This is a genomic window from Thiothrix sp. (assembly GCF_028714775.1).
Taxonomy (GTDB): domain Bacteria; phylum Pseudomonadota; class Gammaproteobacteria; order Thiotrichales; family Thiotrichaceae; genus Thiothrix.
Genome location: NZ_JAQTLS010000007.1, coordinates 84824 through 101452, shown reverse-complemented (window position 1 = coordinate 101452; position 16629 = coordinate 84824). Strand labels below are relative to the sequence as shown.

General features: G+C 52.1%; 14 protein-coding genes. 5 read left to right on the top strand and 9 right to left on the bottom strand.

Features of this window, described 5'->3' with window-relative positions:
- Positions 1–36: 36 nt before the first annotated feature.
- From tgt to PHE17_RS08005, 4 genes are read right to left on the bottom strand one after another with little or no spacing between them, the layout of a single operon-like run.
- Positions 37–1137, bottom strand: a complete 1101-nt coding sequence (tgt, locus tag PHE17_RS08020) for a tRNA guanosine(34) transglycosylase Tgt (protein ID WP_301015420.1) — start codon at positions 1135–1137, stop codon at positions 37–39.
- A 31-nt stretch (positions 1138–1168) separates the two neighbouring features.
- Positions 1169–2380 (bottom strand): glycolate oxidase subunit GlcF, encoded by a 1212-nt coding sequence (glcF, locus tag PHE17_RS08015; RefSeq protein WP_301015304.1) that lies wholly within the window; start codon positions 2378–2380, stop codon positions 1169–1171.
- 1 nt (position 2381) lies between these two features.
- Positions 2382–3455, bottom strand: a complete 1074-nt coding sequence (gene glcE, locus PHE17_RS08010) for a glycolate oxidase subunit GlcE (RefSeq protein ID WP_301015303.1) — start codon at positions 3453–3455, stop codon at positions 2382–2384.
- 23 nt (positions 3456–3478) lie between these two features.
- On the bottom strand, positions 3479–4948 hold the full coding sequence (locus tag PHE17_RS08005; RefSeq protein ID WP_301015302.1) for an FAD-linked oxidase C-terminal domain-containing protein: 1470 nt from the start codon (positions 4946–4948) through the stop codon (positions 3479–3481).
- Positions 4949–5048: 100 nt separating this feature from the next.
- Here PHE17_RS08005 and serS point away from each other — a divergent pair, with 100 nt between their 5' ends.
- The 4 genes from serS (at position 5049) to PHE17_RS07985 (ending at position 8550) form a co-directional block, all read left to right on the top strand.
- Positions 5049–6320, top strand: coding sequence for a serine--tRNA ligase (gene serS / locus PHE17_RS08000; RefSeq protein WP_301015301.1), 1272 nt, complete (start codon positions 5049–5051; stop codon positions 6318–6320).
- Positions 6317–6880 (top strand): M23 family metallopeptidase, encoded by a 564-nt coding sequence (locus PHE17_RS07995; protein ID WP_301015300.1) that lies wholly within the window; start codon positions 6317–6319, stop codon positions 6878–6880. Before serS ends, PHE17_RS07995 begins: the two co-directional genes overlap by 4 nt.
- Before the next feature lie 92 nt (positions 6881–6972).
- Positions 6973–7395, top strand: a complete 423-nt coding sequence (locus PHE17_RS07990; protein ID WP_301015299.1) for a hypothetical protein — start codon at positions 6973–6975, stop codon at positions 7393–7395.
- A gap of 171 nt (positions 7396–7566) precedes the next feature.
- Complete coding sequence (locus PHE17_RS07985) at positions 7567–8550, top strand: YiiX/YebB-like N1pC/P60 family cysteine hydrolase (protein ID WP_301015298.1); 984 nt, start codon at positions 7567–7569, stop codon at positions 8548–8550.
- Here the strand turns inward: PHE17_RS07985 and PHE17_RS07980 are convergent.
- The 5 genes from PHE17_RS07980 to PHE17_RS07960 all read right to left on the bottom strand — a co-directional run bounded on the left by PHE17_RS07980 (position 8534) and on the right by PHE17_RS07960 (position 15052).
- Complete coding sequence (locus PHE17_RS07980; RefSeq protein ID WP_301015297.1) at positions 8534–9880, bottom strand: O-antigen ligase family protein; 1347 nt, start codon at positions 9878–9880, stop codon at positions 8534–8536. The genes PHE17_RS07985 and PHE17_RS07980 overlap by 17 nt on opposite strands.
- Positions 9864–11048: a hypothetical protein gene (locus tag PHE17_RS07975; protein WP_301015296.1), complete on the bottom strand. Its 1185-nt coding sequence runs from the start codon at positions 11046–11048 to the stop codon at positions 9864–9866. Before PHE17_RS07975 ends, PHE17_RS07980 begins: the two co-directional genes overlap by 17 nt.
- Positions 11049–11109: 61 nt before the next feature.
- A complete protein-coding gene (locus PHE17_RS07970) occupies positions 11110–13431 on the bottom strand; it encodes a polysaccharide biosynthesis tyrosine autokinase (protein ID WP_301015295.1) in 2322 nt (773 codons plus the stop codon).
- A 30-nt stretch (positions 13432–13461) separates the two neighbouring features.
- A complete protein-coding gene (locus tag PHE17_RS07965; RefSeq protein WP_301015294.1) occupies positions 13462–14169 on the bottom strand; it encodes a polysaccharide biosynthesis/export family protein in 708 nt (235 codons plus the stop codon).
- A 46-nt stretch (positions 14170–14215) separates the two neighbouring features.
- A complete protein-coding gene (locus PHE17_RS07960) occupies positions 14216–15052 on the bottom strand; it encodes a CpsB/CapC family capsule biosynthesis tyrosine phosphatase (protein WP_301015293.1) in 837 nt (278 codons plus the stop codon).
- A gap of 324 nt (positions 15053–15376) precedes the next feature.
- Here PHE17_RS07960 and PHE17_RS07955 point away from each other — a divergent pair, with 324 nt between their 5' ends.
- The gene (locus PHE17_RS07955; RefSeq protein ID WP_301015292.1) at positions 15377–16408 is read left to right on the top strand and encodes an IS110 family transposase; all 1032 of its coding nucleotides are present in this window, start codon (positions 15377–15379) and stop codon (positions 16406–16408) included.
- Positions 16409–16629 lie beyond the last annotated feature (221 nt).

Below are 16629 nucleotides of genomic sequence, written 5' to 3'. Positions count from 1 at the left end.
TCGAATATGAAAAAATGATTACAAGCTGTCAGGCGGTTAATCCTTTTGCCGCAGTGCATAAAATTGACTGACGAACGTTTCAAAACGCCCTTCAGCGATGGCTGCACGGATGTCGCGCATCAATTCCTGATAGTAATACAGGTTGTGGATGGTGTTGAGCCGCGCCCCGAGGATTTCCCCACACTTGTCCAAATGCCGCAAATAAGCACGCGAATAATGTTGGCAAGTGTAACAGCCGCATTCTTCGTCAATCGGGCGGGTGTCATGCTGGTACTGGCTATTGCGGATTTTCAGCGTGCCGTAGCGGGTGAACAGGAAACCGTTACGTGCATTGCGGGTCGGGATCACGCAATCGAACATATCCACGCCGCGCTTCACCGCTTCCACGATGTCTTCCGGTTTGCCGACACCCATCAGGTAACGCGGGCGGTCGCTGGGCAATTCCGGCAAGGTGCTTTCCAGCACTTTGTCGCGCTCGTCTTTGGGTTCACCGACCGACAAGCCACCAATGGCGTAGCCGTCGAAGCCGATGTCGAGCAAGCCGTGGGCGGAAACCTTACGCAGTTCCTCGTACATCCCGCCTTGCACAATCCCAAACAGCGCGGACGGGTTGTCAGCGTGCGCATCCTTACTGCGTTTCGCCCAGCGCAAGGAAAGCTCCATCGACTCGCGGGCTTGGGTGTGGGTGGCGGGGTAGGGCGTACATTCGTCGAAAATCATTACGATGTCGGAACCAAGTTCGCGCTGAACCTGCATAGAGGATTCCGGCGTCATCAGCACTTTATTGCCGTTGACGGGGGATTGGAAACGCACGCCTTCTTCCGAAATCTTGCGCATTTCCGCCAATGAAAACACTTGGAAACCGCCGGAATCGGTGAGGATCGGTTTGTCCCAATGCATGAAATCGTGCAAGTCACCGTGCAGGCGCACGATTTCTGTACCGGGGCGCAGCATCAGGTGGAAAGTGTTGCCGAGGATGATTTCCGCGCCGATGCCTTTCAACTCTTCCGGGGTCATGGCCTTGACTGTGCCGTAAGTGCCGACGGGCATGAAGGCAGGGGTTTCCACCGTGCCACGCGGGAAGGTTAAGCGTCCGCGCCGGGCGTTATTATCCGTAGTAAGCAGTTCAAACTGCATGTGCGACATGGGGTATCCTCGACATGAATAGTTACGCTTGATCCAACAAATGAATCCAGTGTTTGACCGGAATGGGGCTATTTTCCTGCAAATGCGTCTGGCAACCGATGTTTGCAGTCACGATGCATTCCGGTGCGTGGCGCGTTAGGTTCGCCAGTTTGTTGGTGCGCAATTGCTGGGCAATATCCGGTTGTAAAATCGAGTAAGTGCCCGCCGAGCCACAGCAGGTATGTTCCTCTTCCACCGGAACCAGCACAAAGCCGCAGTCCAGCAAGATGTTTTCCACCACGCCGCCGAGCTTTAGCCCGTGTTGCAGGGAACAAGGCGGATGCCACGCAACTCGCGCACCTTTGGCGGGGGCGAGTTGCTGGTACTTTTCCTTGCTGATGATTTCGGCAATATCACGGTTCAGGTGGGAAATGCGTTCGGCTTTGATGAAATATTCCGGGTCATCGCGCAGGTAATGTTTGTAATCCTTAATCATCGCGCCGCAACCGCTGGCGGTGGTGATGATCGCTTCCGCCCCGGAGGTGGTCAGGTAAGGCCACCACGCATCAATATTGCGTTTGATGAAGGTAATGGCTTCGTCGGGTGCGCCCAAATGTTGGCTGACTGCGCCGCAGCAGCCCGCACCTTGTGCTTTGATCAGGCTGATCCCCAGTTTGTCGAGTACCCGTGCGGTGGCGGCATTGATGTCAGGCGACAAGCTGGGTTGTACGCAACCATCCAGCACCAGCATTTTGCGGTCGTGGCGCGGGGCAGGCCAGTTACCTGCGGGGCGCTGTTCCGTGACCTTGCCTGCAATACGGTCGGGTAACAGCGGTTTGAGGGTGCGCCCCACGCTCAGGCCAAAACCAAACAGGCCGGGCTTTGGTAGGTATTTGCGCAAGCGTTTCCGTAGGCTTTTGTCCTTGCTGTCGCGCCCGATTTGCTGCTCTGCTATGTGGCGACCGATGTCGAGTAATTTGCCGTATTCCACCCCGGATGGGCAGGTAGTTTCGCAATTGCGGCACAGCAGGCAGCGGTCAAGGTGTTGCAGGGTGTTTTTGCCCGCACTTTGGCCTTCCAGCAATTGCTTGATGAGGTAAATGCGCCCGCGTGGGCCTTCGTTTTCATCACCCGAAAGCTGGTAGGTAGGGCAGGTCGCATTGCAAAAACCACAATGGACGCACTTGCGCAGGATGCTTTCCGCTATTTTGCCCGCCGACGTTTGGCGCACGGAATCGAGTAACCGGGTTTGCATGTTACCAGTCCTTGTTGAGTCTGCCGGGGTTGAAAATGCCTTGCGGGTCAAGTGCTTGTTTCAAGCGTTTCTGCATATTGAGCAAAGGGTGCGGCTGCGGATGGAAGGTGCTGACACCGGGCAAGCGTCCCCGGTACAAGGTGGCGTGCCCCTTGTGCTTTTCCGCAATGCTGCGGATCAGGTTAACCGGAATATTGCTGTAAATCCAACGTTGTGCGCCCGACCACTCAATCAGGGAATTGCCTTCCAAACGGCTGATTTGTTGGGTTGCCGGTGGGAACGACAATCGCCACAGCGGGCGGTCAAACTGTTGGAAAAATTCGTGGGTTTGGTTGCGTAATGCCCGCCAGAATTGTTCCGGGTTAGGCAGTATTTCCCCGCCGATGGTGCGGGTCGCAGACCGCACGGTGGAAGACGCACCACTGAGCCGCAAGTACAGGCATTCCTCGAAATAGCAACTGGCTGTCAACGGCATGGCATCTTGGCGTAAGCGCACACCCAGCTCCAGCGCATCGGCTTCTGGCATTTCCAACGCCAAAGTGATTTCGGCTGCCAGTTTGGGGACGGTTTTCAGGGAAACGTCAAGGATCAGCGCCAGTGTGCCCAGCGAGCCTGCCATGAGGCGCGAAACATCGTATCCAGCAACGTTTTTCATCACTTGCCCGCCGAAACTGGCAATCTTGCCGTGGCCTGTCACTACCCGCGCACCTAGCACATGGTCACGTACTGCGCCCAACCACGGACGTGCCGGGCCGGATAGCCCCGCTGCCACTGCACCGCCGATGGTGGATGCGTCAGACAGGCAGGGCGGTTCAAACGCCAGCATTTGCCCATTGGCTGCCAACAGCGCCTCCAGTGCTTGCACACGGGTTCCGGCACGGACGGTGACTGCCAGTTCGGAAGGTTCATAGGCGACGATGCCGCTATGTTGTGCGGTGTGCAGCGCTGCGGCTTTGGTTTCATTGCCGTAGAAAGCTTTGCTATTGCCGCCGACCAAGGTCAGGGGCTGCTGGCGGTCTAGCGCGATGAGAACCTGCTCATGTAAGTCTTGGGTTATGTCGTTATTGGCGATCATCTTCAGGAGTCAGTTGTAAATGCTTAAAATCGTGGCAATTCGGGATGGGAAAGTTGCCCGTGATGTACGTGCATCGCGCCCAGTTCCGCACAGCGGTGCAGGGTCGGGATCGCTTTCCCCGGATTCAACAATTCATGCGGGTCAAATGCCTGTTTGACCGCATGGAAAGTTTCCAGTGCAGCTTCCCCGAATTGCACACACATGGAATCCAGTTTCTCATGCCCGACGCCGTGTTCGCCGGTAATGGAGCCGCCTACTTTAACACACAGCGCGAGGATGTCCGCACCAAAGCGTTCGGCTTTTTCCAACTCACCAAGACGGTTGGCATCGTATAGGATCAATGGGTGCAAGTTGCCATCACCCGCGTGGAAGACATTGGCGACCCGTAAGTCGTAGTGCTCGGATAAGTCGGTAATGGCTTGCAGCACTTGCGCGAGGTGCTTGCGTGGGATCGTTCCATCCATGCAGTAGTAATCGGGGGACATGCGCCCCACGGCGGGGAAGGCAGATTTGCGCCCTGCCCATAAGCGTGCGCGTTCGCTGCTGGTTTTGGCAAGGTGGATGCTGCCAGCGCCGTGTTGTTGCAGGATGGCTTTGACGCGGGTGGATTGTTCTTCCACTTCTGCTTCTAGGCCGTCCAATTCACACAGTAAAATCGCCGCCGCCTCAGTTGGGTAGCCTGCTTTGGCGAAGGCTTCAGCGGCACGGATGGCAAGGTTATCCATCATTTCCAGCCCAGCGGGGACAATCCCAGCGCTGATAATGGCGGCGACTGCATCGCCAGCCAGCGTGACTTGCGGGAATGAGGCCATCAGCACTTGCACGGTTTGGGGCTTGACCGTGAGTTTCACCATGACCTCGACGACAATGCCCAACATGCCTTCGGAGCCGGTCATCAGCGCCAACAGGTCATAACCGGAGGTTTCCAGCGTTTCCGAACCGATAGTCAACAGGTCGCCATCAATGGTGACAACTTTGATTTGCTGGATGTTATGGATGGTCAGGCCGTATTTCAGGCAATGCACGCCGCCGGAATTTTCCGCCACATTACCGCCGATGGAACAGGCAATTTGGGACGAAGGGTCAGGGGCGTAGAACAGCCCATAGGGTTCGACAGCTTGGCTGATCGCGAGGTTGCGTACACCGGGTTGCACCCGCGCGGTGAGGTTTTCAGCGTCGATCCCCAAAATCTGGTTGAAGCGCGACAAGCCCAGCACGATGCCATTTTCGTCGGGCAATGCGCCACCGGAAAGGCCAGTGCCTGCGCCGCGTGCAACCACAGGGATGTTCATGCGGGCGCAGGTGCGGGTAATGGCTTGCACTTGCTCAATGGTAGTGGGTAATACCACCGCAAGCGGTAAACGCCGGTAAGCGGTGAGCGCGTCACACTCGTAGGGACGCAAGTCTTCTTCCGCCGTCAGAATGGCGCTTTGTGGTAAAATCTCGTTCAATTGGAACAGCAACTTGGCTTTTAGGTCAGGGTCAAATTCCATCGGCGTCCTTCGATGTGCTGTAGGGGTGGGTTAGTGTATCCGATTTTCGCAAATAACGTTAATATTAGCGCCTTTATGATTGTCGGCATGGAATAAAAATATGTTAGACCCGAAACGTCTGAGAACAGAACTGGAAGAAATTGCAGCCCAACTGGCACGCCGTGGTTTTACCTTGGATACGGCGAAAATCAGTGCACTAGAAGAGCGCCGTAAAATTTTGCAAGTGGAAACCCAGTCCCTGCAAAGCGAGCGCAATTCCCGCTCCAAATCTATCGGTCAAGCTAAAGCGCGGGGTGAAGATATTCAACCCTTGTTGGCGGAAGTGGCGGATATGGGCGACCGCCTGAAGGCAGGGGAACAGGAACTTGCCAGCCTGCAAGCGGAATTGGATGCGGTAGCAATGAGTATTCCTAACCTGCTGGACGCTTCCGTGCCGGATGGCAAAGACGAAAACAGCAATGTGGAAGTGCGCCGCTGGGGCACGCCGACGGAATTTGATTTCGAGCCGAAAGATCACGTTGACCTTGGCTTGCCGAATGGCTGGATGGATTTTGATGCGGGGGCAAAACTGACAGGTTCGCGCTTCGTTGTATTGCGCGGGGCAATGGCGCGGATGCACCGGGCGCTGATCCAATTCATGTTGGATACGCACACCAGCGAACACGGCTACAACGAAGTGTACACGCCGTACATGGTGAATGCTGACAGCTTACGCGGCACGGGGCAATTACCGAAGTTTGAGGCAGACCTGTTTAAACTCAACAACGAACAAGGCTATTACCTGATCCCGACTGCGGAAGTGCCAGTGACAAACTTGGCGCGGGATACGATCATTGACGCAGCAGAATTGCCGGTAAAATACGCCTGCCATACGCCATGCTTCCGTTCCGAAGCCGGTTCTTATGGCAAAGATACACGCGGTTTAATTCGCCAGCATCAGTTTGAAAAAGTCGAAATGGTGCAATTGGTGCGCCCAGAAGACTCATGGGCAGCACTGGAAAGCCTTACGGGGAATGCCGAAACGATTTTGCAAAAGCTGGGTTTGCCGTATCGCGTGATTGTCTTATGCGCAGGTGATACCGGGTTTTCTGCGGCGAAAACTTACGATATTGAAGTCTGGTTGCCGGGGCAGCAAAAATACCGTGAAATTTCATCGTGTTCCAATTTCCAAGATTTTCAGGCACGGCGCATGATGGCGCGTTACCGCAATCCTGAAACGGGCAAGCCGGAATTGCTGCACACGCTGAATGGGTCAGGGCTGGCAGTTGGAAGGACGTTGGTGGCGGTGTTGGAGAATTATCAGGAGGTGGGAGGAAGGATTCGCGTGCCGGAGGTGTTGCGGGGGTATATGGGGGGGGCGGAATATTTATGAGGCTATTGGGACGGTGTTTGCTTGCCGTTGCAATGTTAATCATGGCGTCTTGTGCTGTGTGGGCAAATGAGCCTGATGGGGAGTATTTATATGCTCCGCCTTTTCAGGTCGGTCAGCGGTTTTTGGTTGTGCAAGGGTTTGACGGGGAACGCTCCCATACTACCCCTTTATCGCGCTATGCCGTTGATCTTGCTATCCCAGAAGGAGAGCCTGTTTGTGCAGCCCGTTCAGGTGTGATTAGTGATTTGTATGATGGTGACGATGAATCCATTTCACATTTCGTGCATATTGAACATGAAGATCAAACGCTAAGTGATTATGAACATTTACAAAAATCGAGTATTACTGTGAAGGTTGGTCAAGCGATTAAGCAGGGTGATTGTTTTGCCCGTGTCGGTAACACTGGCAATAGCACAGGGGCACATTTGCATTTTGCAGTTTTGCATCGGCAAGGGTTTTTATTGCAAGTCTTTGTCTCCAAACCCTTTCGGTTTCTAGGTAAGACTAATGGGATCATTCCTGAGTACTTGACTTGGATTGAAAACCCGGTGGTCAAATAGTTTTTGGCGTCTCAGTCATGTGTGGGCTATAATCAATCTGCCTAGCTCGGAAAGCTAGGCGCTGTACAGCTTAAGCAAATTGGAGATATTTTATGAAAAAAGCATTATTTACGTTGGCATCAGCTTTGCTGCTGTCGAACGCGGTAATGGCAGCGAACATTGATCCGGTAGCATCAGTTACTGGCCTTCAAGGTTCCGCTGTGGTTGCACGTGGTGACGCTAGTATACCTTTGAAACAAGGCATGGCTTTGCTCGAAGGTGACAAAGTTGCCGTTCTGGACAAAAGCTCTGTAGAATTGGCCTATGCCGATTGCAAAATCAGCCATAAGCAAAACACCATGCTGGATGTGAGCGTGAATGCACCTTGTGCACAAGGCTCTGAATTCGGTACTGGTGGCCCTGCATTCCTTGCCGCATTCGGTGGGCTTGGTATCGCGGGCGTGATTGGCGCTGTTGTTATTGTTGGTGCCGCTGTAAGTGCAGCAAACGATGATAATAAACCAGCAAGTCCTTGATTGTTATAGTCTAGGTCTGGGGCGAAGAAATTTTCTTCGCCCTTTGTGCTTGGCATTTATACTCCTGTTTAGCGGGTGTGGGGCGTTGCCTGCGAATGTAGCGCATGAGATGACACCTGACAAAGATGCAACAGTAAACCACTACCACTATCAGTCTGCTGGTGAACCCCGATGAAGTTAGTCGATATTGCTTGCTGGGGTTTAGTAAGTGCTGCGGTGCTTTGCTCCCCTTCTTTACTGGCACGCGCTAATCTGGCGGCAGTTCAGGGGGTGATTATTGACGGGGCAAGTGCTTGGGGTGTGCCGCTGAAAACTGGGCAAATTGTTGCTACAGAGTCGGCAGTTCCAATTAATGTGATGTACTTGCTGTTATATCCCGAATTTTCCCCATTTGTGCATGTGGGTATTGTTGAAGTTGATCATGGGGATGCCTACGTTTATGAGGCTGGTGGTACTTATAAGTTAAGCGCCGGAGCCGCTCCACCAACGGATAACGTTTCTGGTTATGTCCGCAGAACGCCATTGGGTGATTTTCTGCACGAGATGGGAGGGACAGCAAGTGTCTATGAATCCCCAACCGGGGTTGATTTAGTAAAAGTTTTGGCTTATGCAAAGCAGCACACAGCGAGCAAAACGCCATTTGACGCCTATTTTAATTATACTGACCGTTCGCGTTTGTATTGTTCAGAGTTTGTGGCTGCTGCATTTGAGGCTGGCGGTAAAATACCTTACGCCACTGTTCCCGTTAAACCTAACACATCAATGCGTGTGGTGCTTGATTGGCTAAAAGTTAAGGATCGTCAGATACTTCCTGTTTATCAGCTAGTTAAACAGGAACGCTGGGCAGGGACAATCAGTGAAAATTACACATTGACGGAGTTAAAGGTGGATCGTGCTGTAAAAGCTGAACTATACCAACGTTTTACGCCCGATCAAAAGTTAGGTAATGTGCTTGCTTGGGGTGTTGGGGATGTAGGGTTGCAACCGCCTATTGAGCAATTTCGTAAGGCGGCTTTTGATGCATTTGATAAACAGAAAAATTACAATGCTGCCGAGGTATTACAGAAAGTCAGGCAGCTTGCTAAGTCGTATTTAGGTGAGTTTGACGGTGGGGTGATTTCAGTGTGCAGTATTGATTTCAGCCTTTGCCATTAGGTTCAGGCCTGCGGAAGAATAAGCCACATAAAAACGCGAAAGCGACCATATTGGCGGGTGTATGCAGATTGAAATCAGTAAATGAATGCAGTAGGACAATGAATATGCCAATGCCTGCGGCATTCTGGGTAAAGTGCAGTTGAGTCCATTGCTTTCCCCATAACTTCACCCAGCCGTATAGATAAAGTAAAACAAACGCGAAAATAATAAATGCTCCAGCAGCCCCCATTTCAAATAACACTTCCAGATAGTCATTATGGGCATTATTAATAAAACTCATTTGTTCAATGGGTTGAAATCCCCGGTAGACATCGGGGAAAGTTCCAGGGCCACTGCCTAGCGGGAAAAAGGTTTTGATGCCTTCCACAGTATGTTTGAATATTTCCCAGCGCCCATCTTCCAGTGGGTCTTGGGCAACGAAACGGTTAAGGATGGGGATTAGGCCAATACTGACAGCAATGCCGCCTGCAATTGTGCCGAATACCGCCGTAATGCCCGCAGATTGTTTCCCCCCGATATGGCGGGCGAATGTCAGGCTCGATAACAATACGGCAACAATGCTCAGGAAAACCCCTGCCCGTGAACGGGAAAATATGCCGCCTAACAAGATCAACAACATCAGGCTACCGTAGATTAGGGTTTGATGTAAGGTAAGCCACGAAGCCCCGGTTTCATCACGGTGGCGCTGATGGTTGCCCAGTGTGTAGAGCGTCAGGCCGATGGAAATCGGTAGCGCCATTTCCATTAAAGCAGCAAAGTGATCGCGGTTAAGGTAAGTTCCTTGGGCGCTTTGCCCATTAGGGGGGATGCCAAAGAAAAAGGCAGGGTTGTTGCTGGTGTATTGGATCAGACCGATTGTTGCCTCCAATGCTGCAATGCCAAGGAATACTATCACCAACTGTTTGGTACGTTCGGCAGAAAGGCTACCCACGGCTAAGGATAGGGCTAATGGCGGGATAAGTGAAAGGAACGCGACCAGGCTTTCGTCAGGAATAAGGGACAAGCTGAAGTTGGGTTCTATGTGTTGCTGCTGTAGCCAGTGGGCAACGTCAAGGTAGAAAGCCCTTCCGGGGAGCATTTCCCATTGTGCCTGTGGTATGGGTAGCAGGTATAAGGCAGTTAAACCCAGCCCCACCGCAACAAATAGTAGAACCGGACGATAGAAGTGTTGGCGTAACGGGATAAACCAAACGGTACAAGCAAGCAAAGCTATCCCCAAAAACTCCAGCGACATCAGTGCCAAGGATGTTTTACCACTGTAAAGCAAGGGGGCGGCTATTAACAGGATGCTACTGAGTATGAGGATGAGTGTTTCAGGGAGATTCCGCATGGCTTTCTCCTGTGCTGGCTGCTTCGATGGATACATTGTCAAACCAGATATTGCCTGCAAATGTATGGTCGTGGAGGTAGGGGCCGTCTGCTTCCAGCCGCAATAACTGGGCTTCGCAAGCTGTGGGTGGTGTGGTGAATGTTACGGTTAACGTATCCCAAGATTTTTGCCCATTAAGGAGATGGCTTTCAGCCAAAATGGTATCAGGGGCATCAAGGCAGCGGATACGCCAGCGTAACCCTTTACTATTTTTGAGGGAGTCCAGACGGTAGCGCATGGATAGCTGATATTCCCCGGCTGGCAGCAGCAAGCGTTGGGAAAGGTGTTGGAATTGGACGGGGTTATCCCTTTTCAAGCGGATATGTAAAGCTTGCTGGCCTTGCATCCCGTATGTCCTATCAGGCGCAATACTAACTTCGCGAGATTGATCCATTTGCCAGTCAAACCCGGTGTTTGCCGTTGTGCCTTCAAAGCCGCCATCGAAAACCAATCCAGTGGTTTGTTTAAGCTTAGATATAACTCCCGTGCGCCATATTGCATAGGCATTGCGCCATTGTTTGTCACTTAACAAGCGGTTGACGTAAGCAGTGCGTTCAGTTTTTTCGATGGCAACCTTGGAGTTGAGCCGTTGCTGGTATATTTGTTGTAACAGTTCAGGCTCGGCATTTTGACACAGGTAGTTAAAGAATTCTTGCCACCAAAGGGGGGGGTGCTCAATGTACGGTTTTATTAGGGGGGCATAGTCGGTTTGTTTAGCCAGTTGGAGCAGCGTAGGGAAGAGTTGGGCGCGTAACACTGAGTTGCGGGTTAGCAGGATATTCCATTCAGGGATCAATTTATCCATGCGCTGCTGATGTGCCCAATAGTCTGCGAGGCGGCTATGGGTATAGGTATGGGCAGGCCATAATTTACCAGCAATGTCAGCGGCTTCTGCGGCTTGCTTGGAGCGTTTTTGTGAGGCATACAGGCTTAACAGGTGGGATGCGGGTCTGCCGCTGGTAGGGTTATTCGCCAATGCCCGCAAGGCAAGCTGTTCTGACGCCTCAAACTTAGCAGCTTCATTGGCTTTTTCCGCCAAGCTGGTCAAGGCATCCGCAGTCAGATGATAAACGCCGCTAACAGGGGCATAGGGCAAGGGTTCCTGCTGCTTTAGCTGTTCACCCAGCATACCGCCTTGTCCATGGCTATATACCTGCCAGCTCGCTAAGAACAGCAGGCATATCAACAAACTACGCTTTAACAGAAGGCTTTTTTGCATGTTTTCCAGACTTATCGTGTGAGCCATCGGGTGAGCGGTGTGCACCGTAAGAGTAGTAATAATTGTAGTCATAACCGTAGCCACTACCATCACTGCCTTTGACCTTGGTGAAGATCATGCCAATGACATTGGCTTGGGCGTGACGCAAACGCTTGATGGAATCCAGCAATGCCCGCTTTTTGGATTGGGCAAAGGCGGCAACCAAGATAGTGGCACTGACCCGGTTGGAGATCAGCAGCGCGTCCGACAAGCCGATGGTTGGGGGCGAATCCAAAATGACTATATCAAACTGTTCAGGAACTAAGGCGAACAGTTCCCGCAAACGTTCACTGGATAACAACTCCACCGGGTTGGGTGACAATGGGCCAGCGGTAATGACGCTAACGCCCCCAATAGGGGTTGGTTGTATGACTTCTGCTGCATCCGCCTGATGGGTCAGGTAGCTACTAAGGCCAACCGAGTTGTCCAATTTGAAACGTTGGTGTGCGGTTGGTTTACGTAAGTCAGCATCCACCAGCAATACCCGTTTGCCAGACTGTGCCAATACCGTCGCGAGATTGATGCAAGTGGAGGATTTCGCCTCCGAAGGCAGGGAGCTGGTAATGTTCAAGGAGCGGGGCAACCCATCCCGCGTGGCAAACAACAGGTTCGTGCGTAACGAGCGGAAGGATTCTGCAATGGCTGACGTAGGCTGCTTAAACGAAGCCATTGAGTAATCAATGACATGGGTGTTCTTGTCTTTCAGGGCTGGAGTTACGCCCAACAAGGGTAACCCTAATAAACGCTCAAGGTCGCTACTGCTTTTCACGCGGTCATCAATAAATTCAATCAGGAAAGCAACGACAGTGCCGAGGAACAAGCCCAGTACCAAGCCTAAGGCTAGATTCAGTTTGGTATTGGGTTTGTGCTTTTTGTAAGGGACAAGGGCAGGGTCGACCACTGAGATATTGTTAGTGCCGATACCGCCTGCGACACCGATTTCTTTGATCCGTTGTAACAAGCCTTCGTACATGTTGCGGTTGGTTTCAACTTCGCGTTGCAAGGTGTTATAACCGATACTTTTGTCGCGTAGGGTGAGCAACTCGTTTTGTTGTTTGTCGAGTTTAGCACGTAGCTCGTCTTCTTTTTGTTTGGCTGCTAGATAGTCGCCTTGTAGGGAGCCTGTTATCGTGCTGTTAATCCTACCTATTTCTTGGTCAATCTGCGCCTGCAATTCAGTGATTTGGTTTTGCATTTGCGCCATGATGGGGTAGCCGGGCTTGTATATCTGGAGTTTTTCTTGGTAGTCGCCTTGTAATTTAGCTAGATTTTTCTTTAACTCCTGAATGGTGGGGTTGTCCAAGGTTTTGGATGCACCGGCTGTTTGGGCTTGTTTGAACTTGCTTTCTGCGGTGATACGCTCTTTTTCTGCTTCAGTGAGGGCGGTGTTCAAATCACCCATTTTTTGGGAGGTGAGGCTACCTTGTTTCTCATCATCCATACGGATAATGGTTTCTTTTTTGGCAAATTTGACCAGTTTGGCTTCGGATTCTTCCAGCTTGCTCTTGGCATCTGCCAATTCGTTTTTCAAGAAATTTTCCGCGTAAGACGCTGCATCTTTACGCCTGCCAAGGTTCATTTTGATGAAGTTCTCGGCTAGGGAATTAGTAATGGTCGTAGCCATCTGAGGGTCTTCATGGTCATAGCTAACCATGACAATTTGGGAGTTTTTGACAGGAGCAACAGTTAGGTTTCCCAGAAACTTGTCTTCTACCGGATATTCGCCTAGCTTGCCGGGTTCGGCGATATTTTCGTCCTTGTTTTCTTCGCCATAGATGCTTTTTTTGATGCCATCCAGTGCCTCACTAAAAAAGGGTTTTGCCAGTTTCTCACCTTTCAATGAAGATTCTAGCGACAAATCGTCAATGGTCATGCGTGCCAAGGTACGGCTTTTCAGTAGCTCATATTGGGTCTGGTAAAAATCTTTGGCATCGACAGGGCGGGTATTCCCTGCTTCTACACCGAAATTCAGCACTTTTTGCTCTTCGGTATTAATTTGCAGGGTAACATTCGCCCGATAGATCGGGGTCATCATTAGTGTGGCAATTAATGTGCCGATGAAAATAACTGCGGCAATCAGCGCAATTGTACCTTGGCGGCGCTTTAATACCGCCCATAGCTCGCGCAGGTCAATTTCGTCATTGTCTTGTTCATCTGACTGAGGCTGCTGCACACCCGTCAATGGGACTACGTTGCTATGCAGCATGGGGTCGCGGATATTATCCATATTCCGGTTGTCGAGCGGATTAGTCATGCGAATATTGGTTCCGTTCAGAAAATATATTTAGTTCGTAAGGGTTTTCATTGAGGCCATAGGACTCAATAAAGCTCCGGCTTCACGTAACCAGAAACGGCTACCGGAACGGTGCATGACAATCCGGTCGTCATTGCGCACGTAAGGGTCTTGAGCCTGCCCTTTGCGGATGGCATCCAAATCAATCATGTATACTTTGCTTTGTTGGCCTTGGCGGCGGAACAGGGCAACTTGATCAGTGGCTGCTAAATCACTGGGGCCTTCTGCCATCGCAATGGCTTGCAAAACGGTCATTTGTCCGGCAATGGGATAGACACCAGGTTTTTTTGCCTCACCTTCTACGGTCACGCGCTGTGCGGTGTATTCCTTAATAAAGATGGTGACTTGCGGATTTTGCAGCAGGTTCTGTTGCATGATGGACGCGAGTTTTTGCTCTGCCCCGCTTTGGGTTAATCCAGCAACAGGAATTGTACCTAATAGCGGCAAGGTAATGTTGCCGTGTGCATCCACGCGGACTTCTCGCGACAATTCGTCAGCCTGAAAAACTTTAATATCGATCAAATCAGATGCACCGATACGGTAATCTTCCGCCCCACTGGTGGCATTTAAGCCCTGTAGGCCAACAACTGTTTTTCCATCACTAGTGCTTATGGTATTGCTGCACCCACTACTGGCGAATAGGGCAAATAACAAGGCGAATAGGCATAGGCTATTGGTGTTCATCGGGTTTGTGACCATTGAGGTTGCTCTTGCAGGGGAGGGTAGCATACTCGGGGAGAGATGATTACCCAAAAAGGCGACCCAGCCAGCTTTTTTTCCCCTGTTTGTTGATGTGGGTTAAAGCTTCTGCTGATAAGTTGTTATTAGCCATCTGCCGTAAAGCCGCAGGTGGCGTGATACTATCGGGTGGTAGATTATCGAGGATGGCTTGGGGTCGCTCTGTCACCATGCGCATCGCTTCCTCGCTATCACCTAAAAGGGTTGCCGCCGCTTGTACGCCTGCTGATAGTATTGGTGGGCGTTGTTGGATGCCGTGCGCATCGGAGGCGATGATATGCACATAACCTTCGCGTAACAGACGTTCAGCATGTTGTTTGGCGACCTGCCCAAAAACTCCGGTGATTGCTCCGGCAGTGATTTGCAGCCATGCGCCCATACGGGCAGCTTCGATAAATTCTGCGTATTTGTCACCAAACCAATGTAAGCGTTCAGGGTGGGTGATAACAGGCACATACCCAGCATTCAGGAAGTTCTCGATCTGACCTAGGAAGTCGAGCACGGGCACGTGGTGGGACGGCTCTAGCAGGAAATAGCGTGAACCGTTGAGCGTAGGGATCGTACCCCGTTTTAGTCCTTGCATGACTTCGGGCATCATGTGCACGTCCGCACCGATGATCAGGTGCAGGGGGATGTTTTGCTTATCCAGTTCGGTTTGTAGGGCATCCCGTGTAGCAGTAATCCCGGCTTTGTGGTTTTGGTAGAGTGGGGGGTAGATGTGCGGGGTACAAGCGAGATGGGTTGTGCCATCGGCAACGGCGATACGCGCCATTTCTAGCGAGGTTCCTAAGTCTTGGGAGCCATCGCAAAGGGCGGGGAGGATGTGGGTGTGGATATCTATCATGTGTTGAGGAAACCTTTAAAAAATCGACGTATCGCAGCAGTGCGCATTGGCTGACCGGTATTTTGTTAAAAAACGGGTAGTGGGTCAGACCTGAAAACTACCGTATAATCGCCCGATGACATGCTACCAAGAAATCGTCTGCCCAACGTGCCCTCCTGCCGTATCGGTATTTTTCACGCTTTGCGCATCCACAATCAGCAGCGTCGTTTTTTTCGCGTCCGTCAGCTTCCCGTTCTGCCTCCACCAGTGATGGAATGGTCTCCACAGCCCCAGCGCGGCATCATGGTGCCAGTGTTGAACGGCTGAAAACCATGGAGACCAAGCATGAAAAATACCATTATCACCATCGACCTTGCCACTTCTGTTTTCGAGTTGGCGATTGCTACCCCACAATACCGCATTACCCAGCGGCGGCGGCTTGACCGCGACACCTTCCGTCAGTTTATCCATGAACAAGCCCCCGCGCTGCTGGTGATGGAAGCTTGCGGCAGTGCCCACCATTGGGGCAGGTTATTCCGTGAATGGGGACATGAAGTCCTGTTGCTACCCGCACAATATGTCCGCCCCTACCGCCGCCGCAACAAGACCGACCGTACCGATTGCGAAGCCCTGCTGGAAGCATACCGTTGCGAAGGCATCAAGCCGGTGGCGGTCAAAAGCGTGGAGCAGCAGGAACTGCAACAGATGCACCGTTTGCGTGAACAATGGAAACGCACCAAAGTGGCACGGATGAATTTCCTGCGCGGCGTGTTCCGCGAACAGGGCATCCCTTTGCCTGCCAGTGACCGCGAAGCCTTGCGGGAAGCCAACCTTCATGTGGAACAGTTATCCTTGCTCTCGCTGTACATGCTGCGTCCGTTAATGCAGGAACTGGAAACGCTGGAAACCCATATGGCAGAACTGGAACAGCAGATCATCCACGCCACCCGCCAGAATGAAACGGTTGCCAACCTGCAAACCATCCCCGGCATTGGGTTGCTGACCAGCACTGCCCTGGTCGCTGCGGTCGGCAAAGCCGAACAGTTCCAGTCCGCCCGGCAATTTGCCTCATGGCTGGGGATCACCCCACGCGAAAGCAGCAGTGGCAACCGCCGTTTCCTCGGTAGCATCACCAAACAAGGCAGCACCTACTTGCGCACCTTGCTGATCCACGGGGCGCGGTCGGCTTTGGTGGCTGCCAAACGGCAGGCGAAATCCGGCAAACCCCTTGCCCGCTTGCAGGAATGGGCAGTGAAACTGGAACAGCGCAGCGGGCATAACAAAACCGCTGTCGCGCTGGCCAACAAACTGGCGCGGATCGTGTGGGCGTGCTGGAAAAGCGGCAAACCTTACCAAGCGGGGTACTGCCCAGCCTGATACCCCGTTTTCCTCTCCCTGACCTTGCGTTGACGATAGTACGTTCATGATTTGACAGGTTAAACCAGTAGCAGGAAAAGCCGGTAACGAGAGTGGCGCAAACCAAGCCCGATCGAGCGATAGGCACTTGCTACGCGGTTTTCATGATGGCTCAGGGGCAATGCGCCCCGCGTAAAGAAGCCGGATATACGAATGCAGTTTGGTCTGTTCAATGCTTGTCC